This window comes from Lolliginicoccus suaedae, assembly GCF_008312885.1.
GTDB classification, from domain to species: Bacteria; Actinomycetota; Actinomycetes; order Mycobacteriales; family Mycobacteriaceae; genus Lolliginicoccus; species Lolliginicoccus suaedae.
On record NZ_VSSO01000004.1, the window covers coordinates 454,964 to 467,482 of the forward strand.

A 12,519-nucleotide genomic window follows, 5' to 3' on the forward strand; every position below is an offset into this window, starting at 1 on the left:
CCCACCCTCCCCTAGATCTCGATGCCCACGCACACCGGCTCGGGGTGCAGCCGCACGCCGAACGCATCCTCGACGCCGCGCTGCACGTCGCGCGCTAGCCCGGTGATGTCGGCAGCGGTTGCCGTGCCGCGGTTGGTCAGCGCGAGGGTGTGCTTGGTGGAGAGGCGCGCGGGCGCATCAGCACTAGGGTGGCCCCGGGTGAAGCCAGCCTTCTCGATGAGCCATCCGGCGGAGAGCTTCACGTAGCCATCGTCAGCCGGGAAGTGCGGCATGGCGATGCCGTCGCCGAGGCGGGCGCGCGCGGCGGCGAGCACACCGTCCAGGGCGGAGGCAGGGATGATCGGGTTGGTGAAGAACGAGCCGGCGCTCCAGGTGTCGTGGTCGTTGCTGTCGAGCACCATTCCCTTGCCGCCGCGCAGCGCCAGGACCGCCTCGCGCACCTGGGCAGGTGGCAGGCGGTCGCCGTCGCCCGCTCCGAGGGTGCGCGCGAGCTCGCCGTAGCGGATGGGCGCGCTGAGCCCGTCATCGAGCAGCTCGAGCTCCACCGAGAGCACCACAGCGGTGTCGGTGTTCTTGAGGATGCTGTGCCGGTAGGACAGGTGCAGCTCCGCGGGATCGGCCCAGCGCACGCTGCCGGTGGCCCGGTCGAGCAGTTCGACGCGGCGCAGCACGGACGCGATCTCCACGCCGTAGGCGCCGACGTTCTGCACGGGTGTCGCCCCGGTGGAGCCGGGTATGCCGGAGAGGCATTCGATGCCGCCGAGCCCCGCGGCGACGGCAGCGGTGACGACCGCGTCCCAGTTGGCGCCAGCGTCGGCGTGCACGATGTTGCCGTCGATCCGATGGCGCGTGCTAGCAACCCGGACGACCACCATATCGGTGCCCTCATCGGCGATGAGGAGGTTGGAGCCCCCGGCAAGGACGAGCAGCGGGACTTGTTCCTGGTCGAGCCGCCGGACCACTCCGGCAAGGGACTCGGTGGTGGGACAACTGACCACAGCGGTGGCGGGGCCGCCGACGCGGAACGTCGTGTACGCCGAGAGCGGCGTACCAACGGTCACTTCGGCACCAAATTCTTCGCCAAGTCGCGCCACGAGGCCCAATGAGTGGATTGGAGACACAAGAGAACGGTAACGTGCCGAGCATGGCTCGCCGCACGGAGTACGCAAAAGAACTGCCCTGCACCGCGGAACAGGTGTACGAGGCACTGTCGTCACGCCAGTACTGGGATGATCGCATCGCCGAGATCGGCGGCACGAACTCCAGCCTGGTCGGCTTCGAGGCATCCGATTCAGGCGTGGAGGTGGAGTACCAGCAGTTCATCTCGCGCAGCAAGCTGCCCTCGATCGCGCAGACGGTGATCAAGAACGACATGATCATCATCCGCAAGGAGACCTGGGCGCAGGCCGACGGATCCGTGTCCGGCACGTTCCATGGCGAGATGAAGGGCGGCCCCGGCAGTGTCTCCGGCCCCCGCGCCATCCGGCCCAACGGCAACGGCTGCGTCATCGAGTCCACGATCGAAGCGCGAGTGAGCTTCCCCATCGTCGGCGGCAAGCTGGAGAAGCTCCTCCTGCCGAGCGTCGAGAACCTGCTCGACGGCGAGGATGACTACACGGCGAAGTGGATCGCCAAGAACCTGGGCTAGCCCGAACCTCTTTGGCCCCCGGCTCCTGATGGATGCCGGGGGCCTTCTCGTGCGGCCGGAGCTGAAACTTACCCAATCCACAGTCCCTGGCAAGGCAACCCCGAAGTTGCTCCGGCAGAATGAACCCCGATGAACACTGCAACCAACTCCCCCAGGCCACGCAAGCGCCGTGCCCGAGGCACCGCGCTGATCGTGGTGATCGTCTTGTTCGTGGGCGTCGCTGCTGTTGCCGTGGGCAGCGAGATCTATCTGCGCAGCAAGGTCTCGCGATGCATGGCCGGATCGATGGCACTGTCGATCGGCTCCGATGTGGATGTGGAGCTGAGCCGCAAGCCGATGCTCTGGCAGATGCTCGACGGCCGGACCCCCTACATGGAGATCACGACGACCGAGGACAGGGTCGGTGATGCCGAGGGCATGTCGATGAACCTGCGGCTCGAGGATGTCGAATCGCTCGACGATGGCGAGATCGCCAACACGGTGCAGCGCAGCAGCGCCGACATCACCTGGACCGCGCAGGGCATCCTCGCGACGCTCCAGAAGCAGGGCATCCTCGCGGTGGTGACGTCGGTGGATCCTGACGAGCAGAACCAGGCCCTCGACATCCAGGTCGTGGGCGCGGTGCTCGGCGTCACGGTGCAGCCGCGCGTCGTCAACGAGACGATCGACCTGGAAGTGACCAAGGCCAACATCTTTGGCATCGATATCCCCTCGCAGCTGCCGCAGGCCATCATCAGCACGATCGGTGCCGAGCTGAGCGACTTCCCCCTCGGGATGACCCCGCGGGAGCTCACCGTCACCGAGGAAGGGATCGACCTGCGCCTCGAGGGCGGCTATGCCGAGATCGAGCGCGCCGATGCCAGCGAGATGGATGTGCCGGCCGAGCTCGAGGAAACCTGCTCCCTCGTGTGAGCCGGCGCTACCCGCGCTCTAGGCGGGGAAGCCGTCGAGCACGGCGCGGCTCGCGGACAGGCCCAGCCTGGTGGCGCCCGCGTTGATCATTGCTCGCGCGTCCTCCGCGGTGCGGATGCCACCGCTGGCCTTGATGCCGAGCGTGCCACCCACGGCGCTCGCCATCACTTCCACGGCATGCACGCTGGCGCCACCAGCGGGGTGGAAGCCGGTGGAGGTCTTGACGAAGTCCGCCCCGGCGGTCCGGGCAGCGAGGCACGCCGCGGTGATCGCCTCGTCGGTGAGCGCGGCAGTCTCGAGGATGACCTTGAGCACGGTATCGGGACCGCATGCCTCGCGCACGGCGAGGATATCCTGGAGCACCGCGTCGTCATTGCCGGACAGGGCTGCCCCGATATCGATGACCATGTCGATCTCGTCGGCGCCCTGGTCCACGGCGAGGCGTGCCTCGGCTGCCTTGACGAGCGAGTGGTGCTTGCCCGACGGGAAGCCCACCACAGTGGCGATCACGAGGCCGTCGCTGTCCACGGGCAGCATCGACGGTGACACGCACACGGCCAGCACCCCGAGCTCGTGGGCCTCGTCGATGAGCGCGGCGACAGCGCTCGGGGCGGCATCGGGCTTGAGCAGCGTGTGGTCGATCATCTGGGCCACCTGGCCCCGGGTCAGGATGTCCTGTGCGTCCATGACTGCGAGCTTGCCACAACCGGTACGGCCCAGTGATGCATGGCGGCGGTGCGTGGCGGTCGGTCGTGGCGCAGCGGGCCGGCATCGGTTCGCGGGGAACTGCTAGTTTGGGCGTTGTGACTTCGAACAACGCCCTGGCTGGCCGACGCTTCACCTTGTCCCTGGGCTGCCCCGATGCCCTGGGCATCGTCGCGCGGCTGTCCGGCTTCCTCGCGGGAGCGGGAGCCTGGATCGTCGAGGCTGCCTACCACGCGGACCCGGATACTGGATGGTTCTTCACCCGCCAGACGGTCACCGCCGAGTCGATCCGCATGGATCTCGACGAGTTCCGCGCACGGTTCGCCGAGATAGCCGCGACCTTCGGCACGGAGGCAGAGTGGTCGATCCATGACTCGACCGAGCGCAAGAGGATCGTGCTGCTCGTCAGCAAGGAGGGGCACTGCCTGCATGACCTGCTGGGCCGCGCGGCCACCGGGGAACTGCCCGCGGAGGTGTGCGCGGTGATCGGAAACCATCGTGATCTCGAGCCGGTGGCGCGTGCTCATGGCGTTCCGTTCCAGCACGTTCCCTTCCCCACCGATGCCGCGGGCAAGGCTGCGTCGTTCGAGCGGATGCGGGAGCTCGTTGACGCCCACTCCCCCGATGCGGTGGTGCTGGCCCGCTTCATGCAGGTCCTGCCGCCCGAGCTGTGCGAGCACTGGTGGCACCGGGCCATCAACATCCACCACAGCTTCCTGCCGTCATTCATGGGTGCGCGGCCGTACCACCAGGCTTACGAGCGGGGCGTGAAGATCATTGGCGCGACCTGCCACTATGTGACGGCAGAGCTCGATGCGGGGCCGATCATCGAGCAGGATGTGGTGCGTATCGACCACTCCTACACGATCGCCGACATGGTGCGGCAGGGGCGTGACATCGAGAAGATCGTCCTGTCCCGCGGCCTGCGCTGGCACCTCGAAGGACGCGTGCAGGTGCATGGCCGCAAGACGGTGATCTTCAGCTAGCAGTCCGCGAGACAGGCCTATTGGTCCGCGCGGGACCGTACTGGCGGGGCCTGCTCAGCCGACGTTCCACATCCGCTGCGGAACGCCCGCGAGGCGGCGGATCTCGGCATTGACCGGCTCCGGGGCCTCGACGCTGCTCATGTGCCCCACACCGTTGAGCTCGATGAACCCGGCGAGATTGCCCCGGCTGTCGAGCTTGTCTCGAAGCCGGTAGGAGTGGACCGGCGGGGTCAGGCGATCGGCGCTGCCCACGACAACAGTGGTGGGAACGGCGAGGTTATCGAGAGCCGCGGCGATGTCGAGCTTGCCCAGCACGACGCCCCAGCGCCCGCGCACCCGGGGCGCGCACTCGCGCACCATGCTCAGGCAGAACTCGCGCTGCTCAGCGGTGGCCGCGGAGCCCATGGTGGCGTAGTGCAGGGCCGAGGCGGGCAGGAGCCGGGTCGGCAAGGGGGTAGCGATCGCGGCACCAAGCAGCAGGGGCCGCAGGGGAAGCGGCCGGAGCAGTGGCGGGAGCACGGCCTCATCGTGAGTGAGCCGGTCCGAGGCGGTGCTCAGCAGCATGGCCGCGGAGGCACGCTCAGCGACCTCGTGGGGGCGCTTGCCCGCCCATGCCATGAGGGTCATTCCGCCCATGCTGTGACCGACGACGACGGCACGCTCGGCAGGGGCGAGAACACTATCGAGGACGGCGGAGAAGTCGTCTGCCAGGACGTCGGGGCTGAGGGGTGACCGGCCCATCTCGCTCTTGCCGTGGCCGCGCTGATCGTAGGTGATGACGCGGAACTCGCGGGCCAGCGCTTCGATCTGGGGCATCCAGTAGGTGGAGCTGCATGTCCAGCCGTGGGAGAGCACGATCGGTTGGCTGCCGGGCCGTCCGGTGATCCGGACGTGGAGCCGGGTGCCGTCGTGCGCGGTGATCATGCGACTGGCCGACGGGATCATGGGAACGATGTGCTCGGCCTGCTCCGCAGCTGCCTGCATAGCGGCGGCATCCATCGCTAGCCCCGTGGTGCGCTCGGCGATCTGGTGCGCGCTGGATCGGAAGGCCCCCAGGGAGCCTACGAGACTGCTGACAACCGGCAGTTTCACGTGTTCCACCTCATCGTGTTCCGCAGCACAGTCGTTGTGCTGGGGCCCGCACCGTTGCGGGCCTTAGCGGCAATGCCTTCGAAGTGTAGAACAGATTTCAAGCAGCAGCGCACGTTTCTTGACAAAACAGGCAGAAGTGTTAAAAGTGTGACCTGCGACACAGTCCTGGCCCGCGGTCGCACGGCAGCCCGTCAGTGGGCGAAAGGATCCTCGCCCTCGTCGCCATCCTCGTTGAGGGCGCTCGCCGCGCGACTGATCGTCCTGCTGATCTCCACCTCCAGGGCCTCGGAGAACAGGATGTCGACCACCTTGTTGGCGAGGGGCCGGAGCTTGCGCGCAGCCTCAGCGAGCTCCGCGATGCGCTGCTCATCAAGCTCGCTGTTGCCCGCCTCGACCATCTCGGGCAGGAATGTCTCGGTGATCGTGGCAATGAACAGCTGGGCAACATCCTGGAGATCGTCGCGCACCCGCTGCCCGTTCTCCGCGATCGCCTCGATCGGAACGCCAGCGTCCATGAGCGTCTGGGCGATCTCCAGAAGGCGCGGACTACGCACCGCGAGCGCATCGCCAGTGCCCGAGAGGACCCCAAGCTCCTTGCCGCGCTCGAGCAGCGCCGGTGGCGCATGATCGCCAAAGACCTTGCGCAGCTCAGCGAGCGTCACTTTCGCCTTGGACCGGAAGAAGCCAATCGGGCCACGGGGGTCATCGGACTCAAGGATCTCGTCGACGCTCATGCCATGCTGCGAGGCAAGCAGCAGTTCACTGATCGTGGCGAAGGTATAGCCACGCTCGAGCATCCGGGTGATCAAGCGCAGGCGGGACAAGTGCGATTCGTTGTACCAGCCGGTGCGCCCCTCCTTGCGCGGAGGCGGCAGGAGCCCACGATCCTGGTACACGCGCACATTGCGGACGTTGATTCCAGCCGCTCGCGCCAGATCGTCGATCCGGTACTCTTTCATCTCCCGCTTCCGATTGCCCCGCCACCCCGGGCATTCCTCCAGGAAAAGACCTCCGGGGGCTCCAGTTCGCAGGCGAGTATACCGATTCGGGCGAATCGATCCGCATGCTTGCTCACACCGGGATATCACGATCCGACACCGGTTCCCGCGGGCCGCGGCGACTCCCGCGCAGGCCCGGAGGGACTAGCTAGTTGGTGGCGCGGGACTCCGTTGTCCGCACCCAGGGGAAGGAGACTAACCACTCAAGAGTGGACTCGCTTCCGGGATAGCCCCTTCCTCAGGGGCGGAACACCTCGCTGCGAGCATCATCGTCGATGCCCGAGGCATACTGCATAGTCACGCCGTTGAGACTGTTCTGCACAGTACCATTGTGACAATGAGCATTGTCAATATTGCTCGTCCCGGCGCGGCGCGTGTCCGCTACCAGCGCGGGCCACCCTGGATCTCATCGATCTTGGGCTTGACATCAGCCAGATAGACACCAATAGCGATGACCCCGATCAGCCCGAGCAAGCTATAGGCATTGAAGACGAAGATCACCAGTACCGACGCCGCCAGGATCGCTATCCAGGTGGGCTTCGTGAGCTTGTCGGTCGCCGTATAGGCATCCGGGCGCTGCCGCGCCGCATGCACCAACGCGAACACGCCGCCGCCGATCGCGAGCGCGGTCAGGATCATCACCAGGAAACCTTGCACCCCACCAGTCTAGAGTGGCGCGCCCGCCGCGCAACCCAGCGCAACAGCCACGGCCCCGCTCCCGGGCCAAGCACAGTGCCCCGGGGTGGTCTCCCTCCCCGGGGCACTGCACGCTATGACTCCCCTACTCGGCGGACTCAGCCTTGGAAGACGCAGCCTTCGCAGAGGCAGCCTTGCCCTCTGCCGCGCTGGCCTGGGGCTTGCGAGCCCGCGAGGTGGTCGCAGTAGTGCCTGCGGGCTTGGAGGTGGCGCGGCGACGACGCGGCGCAGCCTTCGGCGCGGTGGCCGCGGCACTATCAGCCGAGCCGGCGGCCTCGGTTGCCTTTGCCTCGGCCTTGGCGACATTCTGCTCCGCGTCCGCGACAGCATCCTCGACCTTGGCGACAACTTCCTCGGCAGCAGCCTCGGCGGACTCCCGTGCCGCGGCAGCCTCGTCCGCCACGACCTCGGGCACCGCCGCGAGGGTCTCCTTGGTCTCGTCCGCGAGCACACCGGCCGCGGAAGCCACCTGGATGGTCGCGTCCGAAGCCTTCGCCCCGAACCGGTTCACCAGTGCGCGCACCTCGGTGGCACGGCGCGAGACAGCGCTGACCGCGCCGACGACACGCTCCTCGGCGAGAGCCTGCTCGCGGAGCCGCTCCACGCGCGACTCCCCACGCTGGGCAAGGGTCCCGTAAGCCGTGCGGGCCGACTGCAAGTATGCGTCGGCCTGCTTGCGCAGTTCAGCGGAGCCCACCCGGCCGCGGAGGCCCGCGAGCTCGGACGGCACCTGCTCCTGCAGCGCGACGACACGGCCACGCGCGCGATCGATGCGAGCCTGCACGTCGCTGGCCCTGCTGCCAGCGGCACGGCGCGCGTCCTTGACGATGCCGCCCAGTGATTCAGCGGCGATATCCCCCGCGCCCACTGCTGCGAACAATGGCGTCTTGACAGTAGTAATGGTCTTGGTCATGTTGAAAGCTCCCCACGAATGTCGGCATCATGCGGGCCCCGTGGGATTGCATGCCTCGGCGAGGCACGGGACCCGAGTTATTCGTCGGCCTGGTTCTCGTGGCAGAACGAGGTATAGATCTCGAGAAGAACCTGCTTCTGGCGCTCATTGATGACAGGATCCGCAAGAATCGCGTCACGCACTGGGCTGGATTCACGCTGCTCCAGGATTCCAGCACGCACATATAGCGCCTCGGCAGAAACTCTCAGGCCTTTCGCGATCTGGCCGAGAACCTCAGCGGACGGCTTGCGTAGCCCACGCTCGATCTGGCTGAGGTACGGATTGCTCACTCCGGCCCGCTCGGCGAGCTGTCGCAGGGAGACCTGCGCCATCTCGCGCTGCGCCCTGATGAAACCGCCAATATCCTGCGCCGCGTTGCTCACTGCGCGAACAGCTGCCGGGGCATTGGACTGACGTGATGGATCCGCACCTTGCTCCTCATCGGACGTACCACCGACGCCCTTGTCGGCATGATCGGACTCCCTGGAGGATGCACCTTCGGCGATGCCTGGATCCGCCGTCCCGCCAGTGCCGCTGCCTGCACCGCGATCATCTGCGATCCCGTTGCGCGGCTCACCACCATTATCGACGGATGGGCTGCTCGCCTGAGCCATGGATTCTCCTCCACTCCGGCTACGTGCGTGAGCGTACCCACGCGTGCTAACTCCTGCAAGCACTCAGCGTAATGGCGATTCGCGGCCTTCGTGTGAGTTTTCGCATAACGATCATCCGCGTGTCGATCAGCCGAAAATCACATGCGTAATGCTATGGATCGTGAATCCCGCGAGAGCGCCGACCACAGTCCCGTTGATCCGGATGAACTGCAGGTCCCGCCCCACCTGCAATTCGATCTTGGTACTGGCCTCGTCGGCGTCCCATTTCGCCACCGTGTCGCTGATGAGCCCGGTGATCTCGTGCGCATAGTTGTCGATGACATATCCCGCGCCCTCGGTCATCCATCGATCCAGCTTCTCCCGCAGCGCGGCGTCCTCCTTCAGCCGCTCGCCGAAATCGAGGATCCAGTCGCGGAACTTCAGGCGCAGCGTGCTCCCCGGATCATCCACCGACTCGAGGATCATCTTCTTCACCAGCGCCCAGGCCGCGCTCGCCAGGCTCGTCACCTCGCGCCGGTTCATCAACTCGTCCTTGATGCGCTCGGCCTTCGCGATCGTGGCGTCGTCATGCTGCAGATCGTTGGCGAACTCGAACAGGAACTTGTTGATCGCCTGCCGCACCTCATGGTCCGGATCAGCACGCACCTTCCACGCGAACTCCACGAGCTCGCGGTGGATCTTCTCCCCCACCAGGAGGTCCACGACCTTCGGGGACCAGCTCGGCGAGTCCTTGGTGACCACCCGATCGATCGTCTCCTGGGAGCCCAGCGCCCACTGGTACGCGCGGTCGCACAGCAGCTCGATCACTGGCAACTGACGGTTCTCCTCGAGCAGCTCCTCGAGGATCTTGCCCAGCGGCGGGCCCCACTTCGCATCAGCAAGCTTGCGCACCAGCGTCTGGTCGATGACCTGCTGCACATCATCATCACGCAGCACCACGACCAGCGCCCGCAGCAACGTCGCCGCTTCCTTCGACAACCGCTCGGCATGCACCGGATCCGAGAGCCAGTCACCGGCGCGACGCGGCAGCTCCGCGGACTGGAGCCGCTGCGTGACGACGTCGCGGGAGAGGAAGTTGGATCCAACGAAGCTCCCGAGGCTCTCGCCCAGCTGATCCTTCTTCTTCTTGATCAGCGCGGTGTGCGGGATCGGCAGGCCCATGGGGCGCTTGAACAGCGCGGTCACCGCGAACCAGTCCGCGAGGCCGCCGACCACCCCTGCCTCGGCAGCGGCACGGGCGAAGCCCACCCATTCGGCGGTGTCGTCCATCGACTCGAGCCATCGGCAGTACAGGTAGATCGTCGCGGCGATGAGGAGGAACCCCAGCGCGAAGGTCTTCATCCTGCGCAGATCGCGTCGCTTGGCATCATCATCGAGGTCCATTAGCTGCACGTAGCCCATTCTGTCGCAGGGCGGCGGCGCGCGTGCAGCGGACCCTTCAATTCTGGTGCCGGCGGCGGCGCGGCTGGGGCGCTCGACTGCAGGCGGGGCACGGCAAAAGCACCCGAAACCGCCAAACGCGATAGAACCTGGCCCGGGATCGGAGCAGCTTCTATCGCGTTTGCGCCAAGCAGCGCCCGCCTAGCTAGCGGGCTGAGAGGCCTCAGCTGCCACGGCGCGGCGCCGGATGCGACGGGCCGCGGCGACGAGGTTGCGCAGCGAGGGCTCGAGCTGCCAGTGGTGGCGGGTCTTGAGGCCGCCATCGGGGTTGGCCCACAGCCGCTCGGGCTCGATGGCCCGCACCGCGCGGGTCAGCAGCTCATCGATCTCGTCGATGTCGGGAATGCGCGCGGAGCGGCTCTCGTACACCCCGGGCCCGACGCCGCGAGTGAGTCCCGCGCCCTCGAGCGCATCAAGCACCCAGTAGAGGCTGCGGGTGGCGGAGACGATGTAGGTGACGTCAGCGTCGAGGTGCTCGATGGCCTCCACCACGGCAGAGACCCCGGACAGGCCGATGTGGGTGTGGATCTGAGTCTCGGGCTTGACCCCGGCGGTGGCGAGCTTGAACGCCCCCACGGCCCATTCGAGGTATTCCTCGCGGCCCTCGGGGCGGCGCGGCAGCAGCGTGCGGATCGCGGGCTCATCGACCTGGAGGATGGTGATGCCCGCGTTCTCGAGGTCGATGGTCTCGTCGCGCACGGCGAGCGCGATCTGATTGACAGTCTCCTTGAGCGGCTGGTCCTCGCGGACGAAGGAGAATGCCAGCATGGTGACGGGCCCGGTGAGCACGGCCTTGACCGGCTTGTCGGTGAGCGACTGCGCGTAGCCGATCCAATCGAGGGTCATCGGGCGCGGCCGGGAGACGTCGCCATAGAGGATGGGCGGGCGCACGCAGCGCGACCCGTAGACCTGCACCCATCCGTTGCGGGTGACGGCGAAGCCCTCGAGGAGCTCGGCGAAGTACTGGATCATGTCGTTGCGCTCGATCTCGCCGTGCACGAGGACGTCGAGGCCGATGTCCTCCTGCAGCGCGATCGCATCGGCGATCTCGGCCTTGATGATCTCGACGTACTCGTCGTAGCTGAGGCGGTCCTGGCCGAGCTCGTACCGGGCTTGCTTGACCTTGTTCGATTGCGGGAACGAGCCGAGGGTGGTGGTGGGCACGATGGGCAGTGGCAGGGCGGCCTGCTGGGCGTCCTTGCGCTCGGCCCAGGGCAAGCGATCATGGTCCTCGGGCTTCACCGCTGCCACGCGGGCGCGCACGTCCTCGTCCGGGTGGATGGGGGCGAGCTCCCCGCCCTGCGACCACTTCTCGGGCTCGCCGTCCTTGAGCGCGCGGGCGAGCGCGACGACCTCGCCCACCTTCTGCTTGGCGAACACGACACGGTCGGCGACGGCATCGGGCAGATCGAACTCGGAGAGCACGTCGACGGGCACGTGCAGCAGCGTGCAGGAGGTGGAAACAACGATGTCGGGGATGACGGCCTGCAGCTCGCGCAGGTAGGCGAGGGTGGCGGGCTTGTCGGTCTTCCACACGTTGCGGCCGCTGACCACGCCGGCGTAGACGCGCTTGCGGCGCAGGCCGGGGACCGCCGCGAGCTCCTCGGGGGTCCGGCGCCCGGCGATGAGGTCAAGCCCAATCGCCTCGACCTTTGATGCGGCGAGGATGTCGAGGGCCGGGCCGAGATCGCCGTACTGGCCGGTGACGAGCAGCCGAGGCCGCAGCCCCGCGGTACCGAGGACCTCGTAGGCGCGGCGGAAGAGCTCGAGCTCCTCATCGGTCCGCTCGAGGGTGAAGTACGGCTCGTCGAGCTGCACGCAGGTGGTGCCAGCCTTGACGAGCTGCTCGCACAGGTCGACGTAGGCGCGCAGCAGGGGCTCGAGCATGTCGAGCGGGGCGAATCCCTCGGGAGCATCGGTGGCAGCCTTGCTCATGAGCAGCAGGGTGACCGGTCCCATGACGACGGGGCGCAGCTCGATTCCAGAAGCGTTCCCGCGATCGATCTCATCGAGGATGTTGGTGGCATCGACGGAGAACTCCATGCCGGGCTCGATCTCCGGCTGGCGGTAGTAGTAGTTGCTGCTGATGAACTTGACCAGCTCGAGGGGAGGCTTGTCGGGCAGGCCCCGAGCCATGGTGAAGTACAGGTCGAGCGGGTTGAGCTGCTCCTTCAGCGCGGCGAACCGGCTGGGCACCATGCCGAACAGGAATGCGGTGTCGAGCACGTGATCGTAGTAGGAGAAGGTGTTCCCCGGAACCTGTGACAACCCGGTGGCGGCGAGCTCGCTCCACGTTTGCTCCTGCAGCTCCCGGCCGGTAGCGACGAGCTCGTCCTGCGTGATGCCGCCGTGCCAGTAGGAGTCGAGGGCGCGCTTGAGCTCCCGGCGCGGCCCGATGCGTGGATAGCCCAGGATGCTCGAGCGGTAGTCACTCATGTGAGGGGAACTGGTCATTCCTGCCTAAACCTTTCCTGCG

Annotated in this window: 12 protein-coding genes; 3 read left to right on the plus strand and 9 right to left on the minus strand. The window is 66.9% G+C overall.

Annotated elements, in window-relative coordinates; all coding sequences use genetic code 11:
• Positions 1-11: 11 nt before the first annotated feature.
• Positions 12-1,061, minus strand: a complete 1,050-nt coding sequence (locus FXO18_RS13915) for a UDP-N-acetylmuramate dehydrogenase (protein ID WP_235900660.1) — start codon at positions 1,059-1,061, stop codon at positions 12-14.
• An 83-nt stretch (positions 1,062-1,144) separates the two neighbouring features.
• On the opposite strand from FXO18_RS13915, the gene FXO18_RS13920 reads away from it, so the two are divergent.
• Together FXO18_RS13920 and FXO18_RS13925 are read left to right on the plus strand one after the other, a co-directional pair.
• On the plus strand, positions 1,145-1,648 hold the full coding sequence (locus tag FXO18_RS13920; RefSeq protein WP_187774368.1) for a DUF2505 domain-containing protein: 504 nt from the start codon (positions 1,145-1,147) through the stop codon (positions 1,646-1,648).
• A gap of 129 nt (positions 1,649-1,777) precedes the next feature.
• Positions 1,778-2,560 carry an LmeA family phospholipid-binding protein gene (locus FXO18_RS13925; RefSeq protein WP_149361698.1) on the plus strand — a complete coding sequence of 261 codons (783 nt, stop codon included), beginning with the start codon at positions 1,778-1,780 and terminating at the stop codon, positions 2,558-2,560.
• A gap of 18 nt (positions 2,561-2,578) precedes the next feature.
• Here FXO18_RS13925 and deoC read toward each other — a convergent pair whose 3' ends face one another.
• Complete coding sequence (gene deoC / locus FXO18_RS13930; RefSeq protein WP_149361699.1) at positions 2,579-3,247, minus strand: deoxyribose-phosphate aldolase; 669 nt, start codon at positions 3,245-3,247, stop codon at positions 2,579-2,581.
• A 116-nt stretch (positions 3,248-3,363) separates the two neighbouring features.
• On the opposite strand from deoC, the gene purU reads away from it, so the two are divergent.
• Entirely contained in the window at positions 3,364-4,251 is an 888-nt protein-coding gene (gene purU, locus FXO18_RS13935; RefSeq protein ID WP_235900661.1) for a formyltetrahydrofolate deformylase, read from the plus strand.
• Positions 4,252-4,305: 54 nt separating this feature from the next.
• Here purU and FXO18_RS13940 read toward each other — a convergent pair whose 3' ends face one another.
• The 7 genes from FXO18_RS13940 to metE form a co-directional block, all read right to left on the minus strand.
• The gene (locus tag FXO18_RS13940; protein WP_235900662.1) at positions 4,306-5,343 is read right to left on the minus strand and encodes an alpha/beta fold hydrolase; all 1,038 of its coding nucleotides are present in this window, start codon (positions 5,341-5,343) and stop codon (positions 4,306-4,308) included.
• 191 nt (positions 5,344-5,534) lie between these two features.
• On the minus strand, positions 5,535-6,302 hold the full coding sequence (locus FXO18_RS13945) for a MerR family transcriptional regulator (protein WP_149361701.1): 768 nt from the start codon (positions 6,300-6,302) through the stop codon (positions 5,535-5,537).
• Between the two features lie 420 nt (positions 6,303-6,722).
• Positions 6,723-6,998, minus strand: a complete 276-nt coding sequence (locus FXO18_RS13950; protein ID WP_268884971.1) for a DUF2516 family protein — start codon at positions 6,996-6,998, stop codon at positions 6,723-6,725.
• Between the two features lie 124 nt (positions 6,999-7,122).
• Positions 7,123-7,950, minus strand: coding sequence for a hypothetical protein (locus tag FXO18_RS13955; protein WP_149361702.1), 828 nt, complete (start codon positions 7,948-7,950; stop codon positions 7,123-7,125).
• Positions 7,951-8,027: 77 nt separating this feature from the next.
• Positions 8,028-8,372, minus strand: a complete 345-nt coding sequence (locus FXO18_RS13960; RefSeq protein WP_235900677.1) for a helix-turn-helix domain-containing protein — start codon at positions 8,370-8,372, stop codon at positions 8,028-8,030.
• 357 nt (positions 8,373-8,729) lie between these two features.
• Positions 8,730-10,004, minus strand: coding sequence for a DUF445 domain-containing protein (locus FXO18_RS13965; protein ID WP_149361703.1), 1,275 nt, complete (start codon positions 10,002-10,004; stop codon positions 8,730-8,732).
• A 180-nt stretch (positions 10,005-10,184) separates the two neighbouring features.
• The gene (metE, locus tag FXO18_RS13970) at positions 10,185-12,497 is read right to left on the minus strand and encodes a 5-methyltetrahydropteroyltriglutamate--homocysteine S-methyltransferase (protein WP_149361704.1); all 2,313 of its coding nucleotides are present in this window, start codon (positions 12,495-12,497) and stop codon (positions 10,185-10,187) included.
• Between the last annotated feature and the right edge of the window lie 22 nt (positions 12,498-12,519).